Consider the following 17920-nt stretch of genomic DNA (forward strand, 5'->3'; position numbering starts at 1 on the left):
CCTTCATGCCCGCCAGATGCTGGATCGCACCCGAGATGCCCACCGCCACGTACAGTTGCGGCGCCACGATCTTGCCGGTCTGGCCCACCTGGTAGTCGTTCGGCACGAAACCCGCATCGACTGCTGCACGCGAGGCGCCCAGCGCTGCGTTCAGCCTGTCCGCGAGCGGCTCGAGCACCTTCGTGTAGTTCTCGCCACTGCCCAGCCCTCGCCCGCCCGACACGATGATCTTCGCCGAGGTCAGCTCCGGCCGGTCCAGCTTCGTCACTTCGCGGCTTACGAACTGCGACAGGCCCGTATCGGCTGCCGCTTCGATCTTCTCGACCGTCGCGCTGCCGCCTTCTGCTGCAACCGGGTCGAAACCGGTCGTACGTACCGTGATGACCTTGATCGGGTCAGCCGATTGCACCGTCGCGATCGCGTTACCCGCGTAGATCGGGCGCTCGAACGTGTCGGCGCTGTCTACAGCCGTGATGTCGCTGATCTGCGCGACGTCCAGCTTCGCGGCGATGCGCGGCGCGATGTTCTTGCCACAGGCAGTCGCCGGCGCGAGGATGTGCGAATAGTTCTTCGCGATGTACAGCACCGTCGCTGTGACGTTTTCCGCCAGGCCCGCTTCGAGTTGCGGCGCGTCGGCCAGCAGCACCTTGCTCACGCCCGCGATCTTCGCTGCCGCGTCCGCCGCGCCCTGCGCGTTGTGGCCCGCCACCAGCACGTGAATATCACCGCCGATCTTCTGTGCCGCAGCGATCGTGTTCAGCGTCGCCGCCTTGATCGATGCGCCGTCGTGCTCTGCTATTACCAGATTCGTCATTTCGTCCGTCTCCTGCGTGTTCGTGATCAAAGCACCTTGGCTTCGGTCTTCAGCTTCTCGACCAGCGTCTTCACGTCGGCAACCTTGACGCCGGCGCTGCGCTTCGGCGGCTCGACCACCTTCAGCGTCTTCAGACGCGGCGTCACATCAACGCCGAGGTCTTCCGGCTTGAGCGTCTCCAGCGGCTTCTTCTTCGCCTTCATGATGTTGGGCAGCGTCACGTAGCGCGGCTCATTCAGGCGCAGGTCGGTCGTGACCACCGCCGGCAGCGTCAGCGACAGCGTTTCAGCGCCGCCATCCACTTCGCGTGCGACCGTCGCGCGGCCGTCCGCCACCACCACCTTCGACGCAAACGTCGCCTGTGGCAGGTTCGCCAGCGCAGCCAGCATCTGGCCGGTCTGGTTCGAATCGTCGTCGATCGCCTGCTTGCCGAGGATCACCAGCTGGGGCTGTTCCCTGTCGACCAGCGCCTTGAGCAGCTTGGCAACGGCCAGCGGCTGCAGCTCTTCATTCGACTCGATCAGGATCGCGCGGTCCGCGCCAATCGCCAGCGCCGTGCGCAGCGTTTCCTGACATTGCGTCACGCCACACGATACGGCGATCACTTCAGTCGCCACGCCCGCTTCCTTCAGGCGCACCGCTTCTTCCACCGCGATCTCGTCGAACGGATTCATCGACATCTTCACGTTCGCGATGTCGACACCCGTACCGTCCGACTTCACCCGGACTTTCACGTTGTAATCGACCACTCTCTTGACTGGCACCAGGATCTTCATGCACACGCTCCAAAGTTACGAATACGTCAACCCGACGGTCATTATAACGACTGCCCTCACAGCAACCGCCCGCAGGCTGTCTGCATCGGAAATATCGCCCCTGCGCAATGCTACAGGTTTAGCGAACGATCGTTCTATTTTAATATCAAAAAAACCCGGACGACAAGCCCGGGTTATGCCCGATGCCTCTAAGTTCGAGATTGCATACGGTCGGCACTTGCCTTGACTGCCGGGCGCGGCGGATAACCCGATCTCACACCCATAACGCCCACCGGGCCTGTCAGGCCTTACCAGGCCGTGATGACCGCGCCGCCGAACTTGCCGTCGACGAACTGCTTCACCTCCGGCGAATGGTACGCGGCCACCAGCTTCGCGACCCAAGGCTTGTTCCTGTCGGCTTCGCGGATCGCGATGATGTTCACGTACGGACCGTTCGCGTCTTCGATCGCGATCGCGTCCTGCCTCGGCTTCAGACCCGCTTCCATCGCGAAGTTCGTGTTGATCGCGGCGGCGTCGACGTCGTTCAGCGAACGCGGAATCTGCGCGGCGTCGAGTTCGACGATCTTCAGCTTCCTCGGGTTCTCGACGATATCGAGCGGTGTCGCCTTCAGACCGGCATCGGCGCGCAGTTTCAGCAGGCCCTGCTTTTGCAGCAGCAGCAATGCACGGCCGCCATTGGTCGGGTCGTTCGGCACCGCGATCTTCGAGCCGGGCTTCAGTTCGGCCAGCGTCTTGATCTTCTTCGAATAGATGCCCATCGGGTACGTGACGGTATCGGCCACGCGGATCAGTTTGTAGCCGCGGTCCTTCACCTGCGCCTGCAGATACGGGTCGTGCTGGTAGCTGTTGGCATCGAGATCGCCGCCGGCCAGCGCCGCGTTCGGCTGCACGTAATCCGAGAATTCGACGATCTTGATGTTCAACCCGTTCTTCGCGGCGACCGATTTGACGACTTCCATGATCTGCGCATGCGGGCCGCCCGTGACGCCGACCTTGATGGTTTCGTCCGCCTGGGCGAGCGTCGCGGTCGAGGCGAATACCGATGCGGCGCCGAGCACGGCGGCGAGCTTGAGAACAAAACGACGTTGCATGACTGACCTTTCCAATCTGTATGAGCGACTACCCGTGAAGGGCAAAGCCTTTGTTATTTATGGCTCAGACGACGCACGAGCCAATCCCCGAACGACTGCACCACTTGCACGAACACGATCAGGATGACGACGACCGTCAGCATGACCTGCGGCAGGAACCGTTGATATCCATAGCGGATGCCAAGGTCGCCGAGACCGCCGCCGCCGATCGCACCGGCCATCGCCGAATAGCCGACCAGCGAAACGAACGTGATCGTGAGGCCGGCGATCACGCCCGGCAGCGATTCCGGCAACAGCACCTTGAAGACGATCTGGCTGGTCGTCGCGCCCATCGCCTGCGCGGCTTCGATCAGCCCGCGGTCGACTTCGCGCAGCGCCGTCTCGACCAGACGCGCGATGAACGGCGCGGCGGCGATCGTCAGCGGCACGACCGCGGCGGCCGTGCCGATCGACGAGCCGACGATCAGCCGGGTAAAAGGAATCACCGCGACCAGCAGGATGATGAACGGCGTCGAACGCACGGCGTTGACGACCACGCCCATCACGCGATTCACGCCGATGTTCTGCAGCACGCCGTCGCGATCCGTCAGATACAGCAGCACGCCGAGCGGCAAACCCACCAGCGCGCCGACCAGTCCGGAAATGCCCACCATCACGAGCGTTTCCCAGAACGACTGCACGAACATATCGAACATTTCACTCAACATACGACAGCTCCTCGACCACCACACCCTGTTCGCGAAGATACACGATCGCTTCGGCGACCCTGGTGGGCTGTCCGCCCGCGAGCACCGCGAGCGAGCCGAATGCCTGGCCCTGAATCTCGTCGATCTGGCCGTGCAGGATGTTGAAATCCAGTTCGTAGCGCCGAATCGTCTCCGACAGGATCGGCTGGTCGACGCCCGAACCGGTGAACGCAAGACGCAGCAGATGACCGCTGCCCGTCTTCAAACGTTCGGCGACGCGCGCCTTCATCGCCGGCGGCAGTTCCTGGGCGATCACGTCGCCAATCAGCGCGCGCGTGACTTCGTGGTGCGGCTGCAGAAACACATCGATGACCTTGCCCTCTTCGACGACGCGCCCGGCATCCAGCACCGCGACGCGATCGCAGACCTGCTTGATCACCTCCATCTGATGCGTGATCAGGACCACCGTCAAACCGAGTTCGCGGTTGATACGCCTGAGCAGATCGAGAATGGAGCGCGTGGTTTCAGGGTCGAGCGCGGACGTCGCTTCATCGGAGAGCAGCACTTTCGGCTTGCTCGCGAGCGCACGCGCGATGCCGACACGCTGCTTCTGACCGCCGCTGATTTGCGCCGGGTAGCGATCCTGCTGCGCCGACAGGCCGACGAGTTCGAGCAGCGGCAACACCGTCAACTCGATTTCGGCGCGCTTCATGCCGGCGAGTTCGAGCGGCAGCGCGACGTTCTCGTAGACCGTACGCGAGGACAGCAGGTTGAAATGCTGGAAGATCATGCCGATCTCGCGGCGCGCCTCGCGCAGTTGCGCGGCGGGCAGCGTCGTCAGATCGCGACCGTTGACGACGATATTGCCTTCGGTCGGACGGGTCAGCAGGTTGATCGTGCGCACCAGCGTGCTCTTGCCCGCGCCACTGCGCCCGATGATGCCGAACACCTCGCCAGGCGGAATGGCCAGATTGACGTTATGCAGTGCTTCGACCCAGCCTCTGGGCCCCGCGAAACGCTGCGAAATATTGCGAAGTTCGATCATGTGGAAAAACGAAACGGCGGTTGGTTCTGTCCGACGAGCGTTTTGCGCTCCGACACCCAGCCGCCGTTGCTTTTATTGGGATTTGAGCCGGGATTTTACCGCATCGGCATCATTCTCTTTAATAATCAATTACGATCTTTTCATAACCTGCAGGCATTAGAGGATCGCACCACACAGGTTCCTCACGTCGGCCGGGTGCTCGCCGCTATGATCGGTCGGATCAGAATAATGAGACTGGAGACAGCAGTGACAGAGATCACTTCACATGCAGCCGACACGTCCGCGACACGGGACGGAGCTTTGCCGTCAGCGCCGGTCGCCGCGATTTCGCGCGTCACCACGCGCGACGGCGCCGGGTTGGCGCTCTACCGGTGGACGCCTGAAGGCACACCGCGTGCGACCGTCGCGCTGGTCCATGGGCTTGCCGAACACGCGGGCCGCTACACGGCACTTGCCCACGAACTGAACGCCGTGGGCATCGAACTGGTCGCGATCGATCTGCGCGGACACGGGCTGGCATCCGGCGCGCGCGTCTGGATCAAGCGCTTCGACGACTATCTCGACGATGCCGACACCCTGCTCAGCGTGGCATCCCGGCCCGGAACGCCGCTCTTCCTGATGGGCCACAGCATGGGCGGCACGGTCGCCGCGCTCCATGCGATCGAGCGCGCCGCCGGCAACGGCCCGAAGCTGCATGGGTTGATCCTGTCGAGCCCGGCGCTCGCCGCGGGCCGCGATGTGCCGCGCTGGATGATCACGATGAGCCGCATCATCAGCCGCGTGTGGCCCCGGTTTCCGGCGATGAAGATCGATGCGTCGCTGCTCTCGCGCGACCCGGCGGTCGTGGAGGCGAACCGTGGCGATCCGCTGGTGCATCACGCCGCGGTACCCGCACGCACAGGCGCGGAAATTCTCGATGCGATGACACGGATCGAACGCGGTCGCGCGTCGTTGCGTCTGCCGCTGCTGGTCTGGCACGGCACCGCGGACAGACTCACCGAGCCCGATGGCAGCCGCGACTTCGGCGCGCACGCCGGCTCGCCGGACAAGACACTCACGCTCTATAACGACAGCTATCACGAGACGATGAACGACCTGGACCGCGATCGGGTAATCAGCGCCCTGATCCAGTGGATCCTGGCGCGTGCGGGCTGACGCACTGGCGTGCAGGCTTCAGATGTCGCTCAGATGTCGGCCAGTGCCCGGACGTGCGCCACGACGCTGCGCCCGAGCGCCGAGAGGTTGTAGCCGCCTTCCAGCGTGCTGACGATGCGTCCTTGCGCGTAGCGGGCTGCGATATCCCGGATCTGCTGGGTCAACCATGTGTAGTCGTCTTCGACGAGGCCCATGTTGCCGAGGTCGTCTTCGCGATGCGCGTCGAATCCCGCCGACACAAAGAGCATTTCCGGCTTGAACTCATGAAGCCGCGGCAGCCACATCAGGTCGACGGCTTCGCGCATGACCATGCCGCCCGTGCGCGCGGCGAGCGGCACGTTGACCATATTCGCCGCCTGGTTGTCGGCGCCCGTGAACGGATAGAACGGATGCTGGAAGAAGCTGCACATCAGCACACGTGAGTCACCGGCAAACGCGGCTTCGGTGCCGTTGCCGTGATGCACGTCGAAATCGATGATCGCGACGCGCGCGAGGCCGTGCACCTCGAGCGCGTGACGCGCGGCGATCGCGACGTTGTTGAAGAAGCAGAAGCCCATGGCGCGTGCCGGCTCCGCGTGGTGACCGGGCGGACGCACGCTGCAGAACGCGTTGTCGTAGCGGCCTTCTATGACGGCGTCGGTGGCCGCGACCGCCGCGCCCGCCGCGCGCAACGCGGCCTGCAACGTGTGCGCATTCATCGTTGTGTCAGGATCGATCGCGGCGTAACCCCCATCCGGCGAGCATGCGCGAATGTAGTCCACATGCGCCTGGGTATGCACGCGCAGTAGCGCGTCATCGTCGGCGAGCGGCGGCGATTCGCGCTCGATGAGCGAACCGATGCGACTTGCGATCAGCTGGTCTTCGATTGCCTGCAGGCGCGCCGGACACTCGGGATGCCATTGCCCCATTTCGTGCAGCAGACAGTCGTTGTGGGAATAGAAGCCTGTTGCCATGAGCGTGTTCTTCTGCCGCCTGGCGATCAAAGCCAGCGCGACATGTCTCCTTCCGTTTGCGCGCGCCGCACGTGGCACGCGTATCAGGCATCAAGTTACCACAACGGATCGCCGCGACGCGCTCTGGCCATGGTTTTGCGAATGCCGTCGGGTATACTGCGCCGAACCCTTCGCACCGAACCGACCCCTGCCCTATGATCGTCAAGCTTGCCCTGTCCGCACGAAACCGGCTTCGCGTAACGAACGTTGCCGCCGCGCTGTCCGTCGCCGCATGCGCGTTCATCGCATCGCCCGCGGTGCTGGCGCAGACTGCCCGGGCAAAAGCACCCGTGCTCGTCGCGCAGGGTTTACCGGAGCAGCCCGTGCCTCAGGGGCAAACCTTCGAGGAAGAGATCGTTCCGCAACGCTACGCGAACAATCCGAACGTCGACGCGTTCATCAACGACATGGTCGCACGCTACGATTTCGATTCCGCCACGCTGCACACGCTGTTCGCGCACACGAGCTACTCGGCGACAGCGGTGAAACTCGTGACACCTTCGCCGTCGCCTTCGGTGAAAAACTGGCGGGTGTATCAGTCGCGCTTCCTGGATACGGTGCGAATCAACGCGGGAGTGCGCTTCTGGCGCGCGAACCAGGCGACGTTGCAGCGCGCCTATGAGCAGTTCGGCGTGCCGCCGGAAGTGATCGTGGGCATCATCGGCGTCGAAACCATTTACGGGCGCTACATGGGCAACTTCCGTGTGCTCGATGCGCTCACCACGCTAACCTTCGACTACCCCAACACCCCGAATCGCGCCGACCGTCAGACGACGTTCCGCAAGAATCTCGCAGACTACCTGGTCTGGACGCGCGACGCCCAGATCGATCCCACCTCGGTGCTCGGCTCGTACACGGGCGCCATCGGCATTCCGCAGTTCCTGCCAAGCAGCATCGTGCAATACGCGGTCGACTTCGACGGCAACAAGCAGATCGATCTGCGCACGAGCCAGGCGGATGCGATTGGTAGCGTCGCGAATTATCTTAAACAGAACGGCTGGGAAACGGGCCGTCCGGTGGTATGGAAGATTGCGTCGGACACGGGCAGCCTCGGCGTCGCGCAGGCCGCCGCCGACGGGCAGCCTGAACCGCACTGGCCGCTTCAGCAACTGCTGCGCGCGGGCATGCTGATGAACGAGCCGGGGCTCGATATCGCATCGGAAGCCGGCACGCCGGTCGCGATGATCGATCTGCCGACGCCGGGCCGCGCGACCGAATACATGCTGGGTTTGAAAAACTTCTACGTACTCACGCGCTACAACCGCAGCTTCTTCTACGCGCTGGCCGTGTATCAGCTGGGGGAGCGCATCAAGGCACAGATCGCGAGCGAAACGGCCGCCGGCGCGAATTCGAGCAGCACGGCAGCATCGGGCGCGAACGCGCAGTAATCCGCCGGAGCGTGAAGGTCGCGCCGTAGAATAAAAAAAGCGCCGGAGCCGGCGCTTTTTTATTGGCGATGCCAGACGGGAAGGCCGACCGCGATCAGGCGGGGAACACCCCGGTCGACAGATAGCGGTCACCGCGATCGCACACGACAAACACGATCGTCGCGTTTTCGACCTGCCGCGCGATACGCAAGGCGACTTCGCACGCGCCTGCCGCGGAGATGCCGCAGAAGATGCCTTCCACGGCGGCCATACGCCGCGCCATCGCTTCGGACGCTGCCTGACTCACGTTCTCGACGCGATCCACGCGGCTGCGATCGAAGATCTTCGGCAGATACGCTTCAGGCCATTTGCGGATGCCCGGAATGCGCGAACCTTCTTCCGGTTGCGCACCGATAATTTCGATCGACTCGTTCTTTTCCTTCAGGTACTGCGACACGCCCATGATCGTGCCCGTGGTGCCCATCGCCGAAACGAAATGCGTGATGCGGCCTTCCGTGTCCTGCCAGATTTCCGGGCCAGTCGTCTCGTAATGAGCAAGTGGATTGTCGGGATTGGAGAACTGGTCGAGGATTGTGCCCTTGCCTTCGCGTTGCATCTGCTCGGCGAGGTCACGTGCGTATTCCATGCCACCCGTGACGGGCGTGAGAACGATCTCCGCGCCGTACGCCGCCATGCTCTGACGTCGTTCGACCGACAGGTCTTCAGGCATGACCAGCATCATCTTGTACCCGCGGACCGCCGCAGCCATGGCCAGCGCGATGCCGGTATTTCCGCTTGTCGATTCGATCAGCGTATCGCCCGGCTTGATGCGGCCGCGCTCTTCTGCCTTTCTGATCATCGAAAGCGCCGGGCGGTCCTTCACGGAACCCGCCGGATTGTTGCCTTCGAGCTTGCCGAGAATCACGTTGTTGCGGCTACGGATTTCGTCGTCCGGAAGGCGGACAAGCTGAACGAGCGGCGTATTGCCAATCGTGTCTTCAATTGTTTTGTAAGCCATATCGAATGCCTGGAAAGCGATGCGCGGAATCCAGCGATTCTAAACCACCATGCCCCCGCCTGCCGGGTGGCCCTTTTGGCCGTGTGGATGGACGCGCATTACGCCGTGCTTCACCCCAGAACCGGATGCTCCACTTTCAGGCAGGCGGCCGCGCGCTCTTGCACACACACGTGGCCGCCTGATTCAGGTTACTTCTTCACCGCGACGGTGGTCGTACTGTCTTTCTTCGCGTTCGCGGCGGTAGCTGTACCCGCTGCGGCTGGCGCCGGTTTGCCCGACGCGGAAGCGGTAGCCTGCGCACCAGCGGGTCCGACCGCGAGGCCTTCAGACTGGAGCCGCTCGACCGTATGACCGCCCATGCCCTTTACGCGCTTGCCGAGATCGGCGGCGTCCTTGAACGGGCCGTGTGCGGTGCGTTCGTCGAGAATTGCCCTGGCGCGTGCGGGGCCGATGCCCTTGACACCGCGCAACGCGTCCTCATTGGCGGTGTTGACGTCCACCGATGCAAACGCGTGACCGAACGAAGCGAGCAGTGCCGTCAGAACCAGAAATTTTTTGAACATGTGGAATCTCCCTTGAACAACCGGCCGGCGACTGCCGCCGACCAGGAGACCCCAGTGTATTGATGTGCAGGAAGGCGTTAAAGCTGGCCGAACAGCCAACGTACGTAGCGATCGACCCCTTCCTGCACACTCAGGAACGGCGCGTCGTAGCCGGCCGCACGCAGCTTCGTGAGGTCCGCCTGCGTGAAGCACTGATACTTGCCGCGCAGCGCATCGGGAAACTGAATGTACTCGATCAGCCCGCGTTGCACCTGCTCCGCGAGCGAGAGCGCCGGCTCGCTATTCAGCGCACGCAGCGTGTTGACCACCGTCGAAGCGATATCGTTGAACGGCTGTGCACGGCCGCTGCCAAGGTTGAAGATGCCCGACTTCTCCGGATGATCGAAGAAGAACAGGTTCACCTTCACGACGTCTTCGACCGAAACGAAATCGCGCGTCTGTTCACCCGGGTTGTAGCCGTTGTACTCGCCGAACAGCTTGACCTTGCCTTCCGAGCGGAACTGGTTGAAGTTATGAAACGCCACCGACGCCATGCGCGCCTTGTGCGTCTCGCGCTGGCCGTACACGTTGAAGTACCGAAAGCCGGCGATCTGGCTGGTCGCCGTCGGCAGCACGCGGCGGATCACCTGATCGAACAGGAATTTCGAGTAGCCGTATACGTTCAGCGGTTTCTCCACTTCGCGCTCCTCGACGAAGCGGCTCGACCCGCCATAGGTAGCCGCCGACGACGCGTACAGGAACTGCGCGCCCTGCGCCTGGCAGGCGTCGAGCACCGCACGGCTGTAGCGGAAGTTGTTGTCCATCATGTAGCGGCCGTCGGCTTCCATCGTGTCCGAGCAGGCGCCTTCGTGAAACACCGCACGCACCTTGCCGAAATCACCGCGCGTAAAGCGCTCGACGAATTCGGTCTTGTCGAGGTAGTCATCGATTTCGCAATCGACGAGGTTCTTGAACTTGTCGGCGCGCGTGAGGTTATCCACGGCGATGATCCGTTGTTCGCCGCGTTCGTTGAGCGCCTTGACGAGATTGCTGCCGATAAAACCGGCCGCGCCGGTGACGATGAGGGTCATGGTCGTCCTGCAGAAATGAGGTTCAGCCTTCGCAACCCGCCGCCGGTGTCGCGGTGGAGCGCGAAGGTCGGGCGGTGCGCGACATCATTGAAAGAGTTCGTCGTAGTCGACGGTAGCGGTGCCGAGTTTGCCGACCACGATGCCGGCTGCGCGATTCGCGAGCCCGACGGCTTCGACGAGCGACAGGCCGGCGCCGAGCATGACGGCGAGCGTGGCGATCACGGTGTCGCCCGCACCCGAGACATCATACACTTCGCGTGCAACGGCCGAAGCGTGCAGCACGCCTTCGTCGGTGAAGAGCGTCATGCCCTCCTCCGAGCGCGTCAGCAGCAGCGCCTTGAAGTCGAGCGACGCGCGCAACGCCGCCACGCGCGCATGCAGGTCATCCTCCGACTTCCACTGCCCGACCACCTCGCGCAGCTCCGCGCGATTCGGCGTGATCAGCGTGGCGCCGCGATAGCGTTCCCAGTCGTCGCCCTTCGGGTCGACCAGCACCGGTTTGCCGGCCGTGCGTGCGTGCGCGATCATCTGCGTCACGTGCGTAAGACCACCCTTTGCGTAATCCGACATCAGGATCACGTCGTGAGAAGGCAGCAGTTCGTCGAAGCGCGCGAGACCCGCAAGCAGGATTTCATGCGCCGGTGTGTTCTCGAAATCGACGCGCAGCAGTTGCTGCTGACGCGAAAGCACACGTAACTTGATCGTGGTCAGGAGCGCCGGGTCGCGCTCGAGATGAGCCGCCACGCCGCTATCCTGAAGCAGTTGCACGACGCGCTCGCCCGGCTCGTCGTGACCGACGACGCACAACAAGCCCGTCTGCGCACCGAGCGCGACCGCATTGCGCGCGACGTTCGCCGCACCGCCCAGCCGGTCTTCCTGCTTCTGCACATGAACGACGGGCACCGGCGCTTCAGGCGAAATGCGGTTGACGTCGCCGAACCAGTAGCGGTCCAGCATCACATCGCCGACCACGAGAACGCGGGCACCCGCGAGCTGGGCGCGCGGGACGACGCCCACATCGGGAATGGGCATGGCGTGCTCAGGCATCGGATGAGGTGCTGACCGTAGATTCGGAAAGTTCGGCATGCGGACGTCCAATCGAGTGATAGTCGATGCCGAGCTCGGCCATCGCTCCAGGTTCATACAGGTTGCGGCCGTCGAAAATCAGCGGCGACTTGAGCACCGCCTTCAGATGGACAAAATCCGGGCTCTTGAACTCCTTCCATTCCGTGACGATCACGAGGGCATCCGCGCCGGAAAGCGTCTCGTCCTGCGTCGCGGTGAAATGCAGCCGCGCGAGTTGCGCGGGCTCGTGACCGAGATCGAGATTTAAAACACGTCGCGCTTCATCCACCGCGACCGGATCGTACGCACGCACCGCCGCGCCGCGCGCGAGCAGATCAGCGATCACGCGACGGCTCGGCGCTTCGCGCATGTCGTCGGTATTCGGCTTGAACGCGAGCCCCCAGACGGCGAACGTACGGCCCGTCAGGTCGTCGCCAAGCATCTTCGTGATCTTGCGCACGAGGACTTCCTTCTGCTCGTGATTCACTTCCTCGACCGCTTCGAGAATGCGCAGACCCGGGCCCGTCCCGGCCGCCGTACGGATCAGCGCCTGCACGTCCTTCGGGAAACACGAACCGCCATAGCCGCAACCCGCATACAGAAAGTGGTAGCCGATACGCGGGTCCGAACCGATACCGCGACGCACCGCTTCGATATCCGCACCGACGCGATCCGCCAGGTTCGCCATCTCGTTCATGAACGAGATGCGCGTCGCCAGCATCGCATTCGCCGCGTACTTCGTAAATTCGGCCGAACGGACATCCATGTAAAGCGTGCGTTCGTGGTTACGGTTGAACGGCGCGTACAGACGCTTCATCTTTTCGCGCGCACGCATGCCGGCTTCGTCGTCGTCGCTGCCGAGTACGATGCGATCGGGGCGCATGAAGTCGTCGACGGCGGCGCCTTCCTTCAGGAACTCCGGATTCGACACCACCGAGAATTGATGCTCCGCGCTACCCGCGAGACCCCGTTTCGCGAGTTCCTCGTTGATCACGCCCTGCACGCGTTGGGCCGTGCCGACCGGCACCGTCGATTTATCGACGATCACCTTGTAGTCGGTCATGTGGCGGCCGATATTGCGGGCCGCTTCGAGCACGTATTGCAGATCGGCCGAGCCGTCTTCATCGGGCGGCGTGCCGACCGCGATGAACTGCACTTCGCCGTGCGCGACGCTCGCTTCGACGTCCGTCGAAAACTGGATGCGCCCAGCCGCGCGCGTACGCGCGATCATCTCCTGCAGACCCGGCTCGTGGATCGGCACGCCACCGCTATTGAGAATGTCGATCTTGCGCTGGTCGACGTCGAGACAGAACACGTCGTTGCCGATTTCGGCGAGACACGCGCCCGTGACAAGGCCGACGTAGCCCGTGCCGATGATAGTGACTTTCATACGCGCTCCGGTATTGGATTCATCTGGCGAATCCTGTTGTTACAGAGAGCGGCGTTCGCCGCCCGGGGCATCTCGCCAGTGCCAGCGGCGCATCACGCATGCGCGGCGCCCCTGACTGTAGATGCTGTTCCGATAGCGACGCCCCCCCCCAAGCGAAGGCCCTCGCCCGATATTCAGTTCGACGCAGTGATCGGCTCTACCCGGCGCGGCGCATAGGTCTCCCAACCGCTGCAGCCCGGGCATTGCCAATAAAAAAGGCGCGCCCGGAATCCACAATTCTGGCACGTGTAGCGCGGCAGGTTCTTCGTGCGCTGCCGGATCAACGTGCGCATCAGTTCCAGCTCGCTGCGACGCGGCTCTTCGGCCGTCGACTGCTGAGCCTCGAGCAGACGCGTCATTCCCGCCAGATTCGGCGACTTCTGCATCTGCGCGCGCGCCAGCGCATGTGCCGCATCGAGTCCGCGCAACGCGGCGACATGCTGGTACGCGACGTCAAGCAGATCGTTCGACGGGTAACGGTCGATCCACGTGGCCATCAGATCCGCGCCTTCTTCGCCCCGACCGAGCGCCTGATATGCCTTCAGCAGTTTTTCCGCCACGAGCGGCAGATACGCCGGATTCTGCGCCTCGACACGCAGCCACTGCGCGATCGCCGCTTCCTGCGCGCCGCCCGCTGCATCGACGTCGCCAGACAGAATTGTCGCGCGCACGCTCTGCGGATTCGCCTTTAACGCGAGGCCGAGCTGCCGGCGCGCTTCTTCGACATTCTTCTGCTGCAGCGCTTCCTGCGCGAGCTCGCAATGAAACTGCGCGATTTCCTTTTCGAGCGACTCCGAGCCCATCGTTTCGAGCTGGCGTGCAGTATCGATCGACTTGTTCCAGTCCTTCTCGATCCCATAGATCGTGAGAAGCGCGCGCTGTGCGCCCAGCGCGTAATCACCCGACTTGAGCGAGCGGAACGTTTCCTCCGCGCGATCGAGCAGGCCCGCCTTCAGGAAATCCTGTCCAAGCTCGAACAACGCATGGTCGCGCTCGGTGACAGGCAGATCCGCCCGGCTCAACAGGTTCTGGTGCACCCGGATCGCGCGGTCGGTTTCGCCGCGACGCCGGAACAGGTTACCCAGCGCGAAATGCAGTTCGATGGTTTCAGGATCGAGCTTCACGACTTCGATGAACGCATCGATGGCCTGGTCCGGCTGCTCGTTCAGCAGGAAGTTCAGGCCGCGAAAATACGAACGCGGAAGGTTGGCGCTTTCGGACAGCAACGCTTTGAGGTCATACCGCGCCGCCATCCAGCCGAACGCGAACGCGACGGGTATGACGAGCAGCCACCAGAAATCCAGATCCATGCGAATTGTTCGGAAGTGGGAATTGAACGCCAGCGTGCGCAACCGCACGCGGCAGGAAGAAAACTAGATCAGCGGCGGCAGCGGTGGTTCTTCGACAACCACAGGCGTTTCGCGCGCGGCGCGCAACTCGCGTCTCAGACGGCCGTTCTCGAATCGCAGGCGGACCACGGCCGGCATCGACGACAACAGACCCGCCAGCAGCCCGACGACGAAGAACGCGAGACCGATCAGGATCAGCGGCGCCTGCCACGCATAACCGGCGAGGAAATTCAGCGTGGCGGGTTGCGTATTGGCGAACGCGAGCACCAGCAGCAGCACGAACACCAGAACGCGGATCAACCAGACGATAAATTTCATGAATTAGTCTCTTGACGGCAGTTGCGAGATGACGCTGGCCTGATGACGCGTCGCGCCACGGAATTGCCCGCGCCGAAGTGACCCGTATTGTAAATGAAGCGTTCCCCGTGAGGCACGAACCGCCGGGGAATGACAGACGGGACAGACGAAAAAAAAGCGCCCGAAGGCGCTTTTTCTGGTCTTTGCCGTCTGCACTGGACGCTGACGACGCTGCTGAATCTCACAGATCGTCGTCCGGCGACTCGGCTTTCAACGGCTCGCCCGCGCGACCATCGACGCGCTCGCGCAATTCCTTGCCAGGCTTGAAGTGCGGTACGTACTTCTCAGGTACCAGCACCTTTTCGCCCGATTTCGGATTGCGTCCGACGCGGGAAGGACGACGGTTCAAGCCGAAGCTGCCGAAGCCACGAATTTCGATGCGATGACCGCTGGCAAGCGCCTCCGACATCGCATCAAGCATCGTCTTCACCGCAAAATCCGCATCTTTGAGTACAAGTTGCGGAAATCGCGTAGCCAGCTGGGCGACCAATTCCGATTTGGTCATACTGCAGCAGACCTCTTAAGGCTTACTGGTTCTGGCCGTCGAGCTTGGCCTTCAGCAGCGCGCCGAGGTTCGTCGTGCCGGTTGCAGCCGAGCTCGAATCCGACGAAGCCAGGCCGCGAATCGCTTCCTGTTGCTCTGCCGAATCCTTGGCCTTGATCGACAGGTTGATGCCACGCGACTTGCGGTCGATGTTGATGATCATCGCATTGACCTTGTCGCCGTCCTTCAGGACGTTGCGTGCATCTTCCACGCGGTCTTGCGACAGTTCCGAAGCGCGCAGGTAGCCTTCGACTTCCGCCGACAGCTGAACCACGGCACCCTTCGCATCTACCGTCTTGACCACGCCGTCGACGATCGAACCCTTGTCGTTCATTGCAACGAAGTTGCTGAACGGGTCGCCTTCGAGCTGCTTGATACCCAGCGAAATGCGTTCCTTCTCGACGTCGATGCCGAGAACGATGGCTTCCACTTCGTCGCCCTTCTTGTACTTGCGAACCGCTTCTTCGCCCGTTTCGCTCCACGACAGGTCCGACAGGTGAACCAGGCCGTCGATGCCGCCCGGCAGACCGATGAAGACGCCGAAGTCGGTGATCGACTTGATTGCGCCTTGCAGCTTGTCGCCCTTCTTGAAGTTGCGGCTGAAGTCGTCCCACGGGTTCGGCTTGCATTGCTTCATGCCGAGGCTGATACGGCGGCGGTCTTCGTCGATTTCGAGAACCATGACTTCGACTTCGTCGCCCAGCTGCACAACCTTCGACGGTGCAACGTTCTTGTTCGTCCAGTCCATTTCCGACACGTGAACCAGGCCTTCGATGCCCGATTCCACTTCGACGAATGCGCCGTAGTCAGTGATGTTGGTGACCTTGCCGAACAGGCGCGTGCCCGACGGGTAACGGCGGGAAATGCCTTCCCACGGATCGTCGCCGAGTTGCTTGATGCCGAGCGAAACGCGGTTCTTTTCTTGATCGAACTTGAGGATCTTCGCGGTAACTTCCTGGCCAACCGACAGCACTTCGCTCGGGTGACGCACACGACGCCATGCGATGTCGGTGATGTGCAGCAGGCCGTCGATACCGCCGAGGTCCACGAACGCGCCGTAGTCGGTGATGTTCTTGACCACGCCTTCCACGATCGCGCCTTCCTTCAGCGTCTCGAGCAGCTTTGCGCGCTCTTCGCCTTGAGTGGCTTCGATCACGGCACGGCGCGACAGCACGACGTTGTTACGCTTGCGGTCGAGCTTGATGACGCGGAATTCCAGCGTCTTGCCTTCGTACGGGGTCGTGTCCTTGACCGGACGCGTGTCGACGAGCGAACCCGGCAGGAACGCGCGGATGCCGTTGACCATGACGGTCATGCCGCCCTTGACCTTGCCCGTGATCGTGCCGGTCACGAGTTCGTTGTTGTCGAGGGCCTTTTCCAGCGACAGCCACGAAGCCAGACGCTTCGCCTTGTCGCGCGACAGGATCGTGTCGCCATAGCCGTTTTCCAGCGCGTCGATCGCGACGGAAACGAAGTCGCCCGCCTGCACTTCTACCTCGCCCGCGTCATTCAGGAACTCTTCGAGCGGGATGTAGGCTTCGGACTTGAGACCAGCATTCACGACCACGAAGTTGTGGTCGACACGCACGACTTCGGCGGAGATCACTTCGCCAGCGCGCATGTCCTGCTTGGTCAGCGACTCTTCGAACAGAGCCGCAAAAGATTCGGTATTCGGGGTAGAGGTTTGCAGGTCGGACATAAAAATCAGAAGTTGCGGGTTTTCGCGCTGCCTGCCGGCCGGAATGGCTAGCGAATTCGCTGGGCGAATAGGGCAAAAATACGAATGCCACGCGGGGTTAAGGGGTTAAAACACGCTTCACGACCATTCGCGAAGCACCTACTGCACTACACAATCAACTGCGCATACTGTTTTTTGCTAATTTTTCACCACTACGCTCTGGTACCACTGCACCACCTGATCGACCGCCTGGTCGACCGAAAGCGACGAGGTATCCAGAAGCATTGCATCCGCCGCGGGCTTGAGCGGCGCGGCCGCACGCTGACTATCGCGTTCGTCACGCTTACGCAAATCCCGAAGCAAGTCATCTATATTAGCAGAAATTCCTTTTTGGATCAATTGCTTATGCCGCCGCGCGGCGCGAGCCTCCGCGCTTGCGGTCATAAAGACCTTCAGCGTCGCGTCCTGGAAGATCACCGTGCCCATGTCGCGGCCGTCGGCGACCAGCCCCGGCTCCTTGCGAAACGCCCGCTGGCGCGCCACCAGCGCGGCCCGCACAGGCGCGTGAACCGCAATCGCGGAAGCCCGGTTACCGATCTCTTCCATGCGGATTTCCGCGGAAACGTCCGCGCCGTCGAGTTGTGCAAGCCCTTCACGGAACGTGATGTGCAGATCGTTGATCAACCCGGCGAGCGCATCGGCATCGCCGACCGGGATGGCGTAGCGCAGGCTCGCCAGCGCCGCCAGCCGGTACAGCGCGCCGCTGTCCAGCAGGTGAAAGCCAAGGTGCGCGGCAACCAGCGCGGCTACGGTGCCCTTGCCGGAGGCCGTCGGGCCGTCGATCGTGATGACGGGCGTCTGGTGAAAGGGACGGGTCGGTTTCATCTAGGGTCGCGCGTCAGGTCGAATGAGATCAATTCG

At 62.6% G+C, this 17920-nt stretch carries 18 protein-coding genes; 2 read left to right on the forward strand and 16 right to left on the reverse strand.

The annotated features are described in order from the left end of the window. From LPA37_RS16150 to LPA37_RS16170, 5 genes are all read right to left on the reverse strand, one after another. On the reverse strand, nt 1-814 hold an 814-nt coding region (locus tag LPA37_RS16150; protein ID WP_229013101.1), incomplete at its 3' end, for an electron transfer flavoprotein subunit alpha/FixB family protein. A 26-nt stretch (nt 815-840) separates the two neighbouring features. Continuing rightward, entirely contained in the window at nt 841-1590 is a 750-nt protein-coding gene (locus tag LPA37_RS16155) for an electron transfer flavoprotein subunit beta/FixA family protein (protein WP_229013102.1), read from the reverse strand. Between the two features lie 287 nt (nt 1591-1877). Then, complete coding sequence (locus LPA37_RS16160; protein ID WP_228981184.1) at nt 1878-2681, reverse strand: MetQ/NlpA family ABC transporter substrate-binding protein; 804 nt, start codon at nt 2679-2681, stop codon at nt 1878-1880. Nucleotides 2682-2734: 53 nt separating this feature from the next. Next, entirely contained in the window at nt 2735-3388 is a 654-nt protein-coding gene (locus LPA37_RS16165; RefSeq protein ID WP_228981185.1) for a methionine ABC transporter permease, read from the reverse strand. Then, nucleotides 3378-4412 (reverse strand): methionine ABC transporter ATP-binding protein, encoded by a 1035-nt coding sequence (locus LPA37_RS16170; protein WP_229013103.1) that lies wholly within the window; start codon nt 4410-4412, stop codon nt 3378-3380. The genes LPA37_RS16165 and LPA37_RS16170 overlap by 11 nt, the downstream gene beginning before the upstream one ends. Nucleotides 4413-4640: 228 nt before the next feature. On the opposite strand from LPA37_RS16170, the gene LPA37_RS16175 reads away from it, so the two are divergent. Next, on the forward strand, nt 4641-5567 hold the full coding sequence (locus tag LPA37_RS16175) for an alpha/beta hydrolase (protein ID WP_407672542.1): 927 nt from the start codon (nt 4641-4643) through the stop codon (nt 5565-5567). A 29-nt stretch (nt 5568-5596) separates the two neighbouring features. On the opposite strand, the gene LPA37_RS16180 is transcribed toward LPA37_RS16175, so the two are convergent. Beyond that, nucleotides 5597-6520: a histone deacetylase family protein gene (locus LPA37_RS16180; RefSeq protein WP_228981191.1), complete on the reverse strand. Its 924-nt coding sequence runs from the start codon at nt 6518-6520 to the stop codon at nt 5597-5599. 194 nt (nt 6521-6714) lie between these two features. On the opposite strand from LPA37_RS16180, the gene mltB reads away from it, so the two are divergent. After that, the gene (mltB, locus tag LPA37_RS16185) at nt 6715-7947 is read left to right on the forward strand and encodes a lytic murein transglycosylase B (RefSeq protein ID WP_229013104.1); all 1233 of its coding nucleotides are present in this window, start codon (nt 6715-6717) and stop codon (nt 7945-7947) included. A 94-nt stretch (nt 7948-8041) separates the two neighbouring features. Here mltB and cysM read toward each other — a convergent pair whose 3' ends face one another. The 10 genes from cysM to cmk all read right to left on the reverse strand — a co-directional run bounded on the left by cysM (nt 8042) and on the right by cmk (nt 17884). Then, nucleotides 8042-8944: a cysteine synthase CysM gene (gene cysM, locus LPA37_RS16190; RefSeq protein ID WP_228981196.1), complete on the reverse strand. Its 903-nt coding sequence runs from the start codon at nt 8942-8944 to the stop codon at nt 8042-8044. Between the two features lie 188 nt (nt 8945-9132). Continuing rightward, nucleotides 9133-9507, reverse strand: coding sequence for a ComEA family DNA-binding protein (locus tag LPA37_RS16195; protein ID WP_229013105.1), 375 nt, complete (start codon nt 9505-9507; stop codon nt 9133-9135). Between the two features lie 77 nt (nt 9508-9584). Continuing rightward, on the reverse strand, nt 9585-10577 hold the full coding sequence (gene rfaD, locus LPA37_RS16200; protein WP_229013106.1) for an ADP-glyceromanno-heptose 6-epimerase: 993 nt from the start codon (nt 10575-10577) through the stop codon (nt 9585-9587). Nucleotides 10578-10661: 84 nt separating this feature from the next. After that, nucleotides 10662-11663, reverse strand: a complete 1002-nt coding sequence (gene rfaE1 / locus LPA37_RS16205) for a D-glycero-beta-D-manno-heptose-7-phosphate kinase (protein WP_407672539.1) — start codon at nt 11661-11663, stop codon at nt 10662-10664. After that, complete coding sequence (locus tag LPA37_RS16210; RefSeq protein ID WP_228981203.1) at nt 11617-13032, reverse strand: UDP-glucose dehydrogenase family protein; 1416 nt, start codon at nt 13030-13032, stop codon at nt 11617-11619. The genes rfaE1 and LPA37_RS16210 overlap by 47 nt, the downstream gene beginning before the upstream one ends. 173 nt (nt 13033-13205) lie before the next feature. Continuing rightward, entirely contained in the window at nt 13206-14381 is a 1176-nt protein-coding gene (lapB, locus tag LPA37_RS16215) for a lipopolysaccharide assembly protein LapB (RefSeq protein WP_229013107.1), read from the reverse strand. 63 nt (nt 14382-14444) lie between these two features. Then, on the reverse strand, nt 14445-14738 hold the full coding sequence (locus LPA37_RS16220) for a lipopolysaccharide assembly protein LapA domain-containing protein (protein ID WP_229013108.1): 294 nt from the start codon (nt 14736-14738) through the stop codon (nt 14445-14447). Between the two features lie 220 nt (nt 14739-14958). After that, nucleotides 14959-15282: an integration host factor subunit beta gene (locus LPA37_RS16225; RefSeq protein ID WP_228981209.1), complete on the reverse strand. Its 324-nt coding sequence runs from the start codon at nt 15280-15282 to the stop codon at nt 14959-14961. 22 nt (nt 15283-15304) lie between these two features. After that, entirely contained in the window at nt 15305-17020 is a 1716-nt protein-coding gene (rpsA, locus tag LPA37_RS16230) for a 30S ribosomal protein S1 (RefSeq protein ID WP_090528989.1), read from the reverse strand. A 177-nt stretch (nt 17021-17197) separates the two neighbouring features. Further along, complete coding sequence (gene cmk / locus LPA37_RS16235; protein ID WP_229013109.1) at nt 17198-17884, reverse strand: (d)CMP kinase; 687 nt, start codon at nt 17882-17884, stop codon at nt 17198-17200. Nucleotides 17885-17920: the final 36 nt, after the last annotated feature.

Source organism: Paraburkholderia gardini, assembly GCF_907164545.1.
In the GTDB taxonomy this organism is placed as follows: domain Bacteria; phylum Pseudomonadota; class Gammaproteobacteria; order Burkholderiales; family Burkholderiaceae; genus Paraburkholderia; species Paraburkholderia gardini.

Coding starts and splice junctions, on each gene's coding strand:
- LPA37_RS16170 (WP_229013103.1), bottom strand. CDS start 4,412: ATGATCGAACTTCGCAATATTTCGCAGCGTTTCGCGGGGCCCAGAGGC.
- LPA37_RS16210 (WP_228981203.1), bottom strand. CDS start 13,032: ATGAAAGTCACTATCATCGGCACGGGCTACGTCGGCCTTGTCACGGGC.
- mltB (WP_229013104.1), top strand. CDS start 6,715: ATGATCGTCAAGCTTGCCCTGTCCGCACGAAACCGGCTTCGCGTAACG.
- LPA37_RS16180 (WP_228981191.1), bottom strand. CDS start 6,520: ATGGCAACAGGCTTCTATTCCCACAACGACTGTCTGCTGCACGAAATG.
- LPA37_RS16225 (WP_228981209.1), bottom strand. CDS start 15,282: ATGACCAAATCGGAATTGGTCGCCCAGCTGGCTACGCGATTTCCGCAA.
- LPA37_RS16195 (WP_229013105.1), bottom strand. CDS start 9,507: ATGTTCAAAAAATTTCTGGTTCTGACGGCACTGCTCGCTTCGTTCGGT.
- lapB (WP_229013107.1), bottom strand. CDS start 14,381: ATGGATCTGGATTTCTGGTGGCTGCTCGTCATACCCGTCGCGTTCGCG.
- cysM (WP_228981196.1), bottom strand. CDS start 8,944: ATGGCTTACAAAACAATTGAAGACACGATTGGCAATACGCCGCTCGTT.
- rfaD (WP_229013106.1), bottom strand. CDS start 10,577: ATGACCCTCATCGTCACCGGCGCGGCCGGTTTTATCGGCAGCAATCTC.
- rfaE1 (WP_407672539.1), bottom strand. CDS start 11,663: ATGCCGAACTTTCCGAATCTACGGTCAGCACCTCATCCGATGCCTGAG.
- cmk (WP_229013109.1), bottom strand. CDS start 17,884: ATGAAACCGACCCGTCCCTTTCACCAGACGCCCGTCATCACGATCGAC.
- LPA37_RS16160 (WP_228981184.1), bottom strand. CDS start 2,681: ATGCAACGTCGTTTTGTTCTCAAGCTCGCCGCCGTGCTCGGCGCCGCA.
- LPA37_RS16220 (WP_229013108.1), bottom strand. CDS start 14,738: ATGAAATTTATCGTCTGGTTGATCCGCGTTCTGGTGTTCGTGCTGCTG.
- LPA37_RS16175 (WP_407672542.1), top strand. CDS start 4,641: ATGAGACTGGAGACAGCAGTGACAGAGATCACTTCACATGCAGCCGAC.
- LPA37_RS16165 (WP_228981185.1), bottom strand. CDS start 3,388: ATGTTGAGTGAAATGTTCGATATGTTCGTGCAGTCGTTCTGGGAAACG.
- rpsA (WP_090528989.1), bottom strand. CDS start 17,020: ATGTCCGACCTGCAAACCTCTACCCCGAATACCGAATCTTTTGCGGCT.
- LPA37_RS16155 (WP_229013102.1), bottom strand. CDS start 1,590: ATGAAGATCCTGGTGCCAGTCAAGAGAGTGGTCGATTACAACGTGAAA.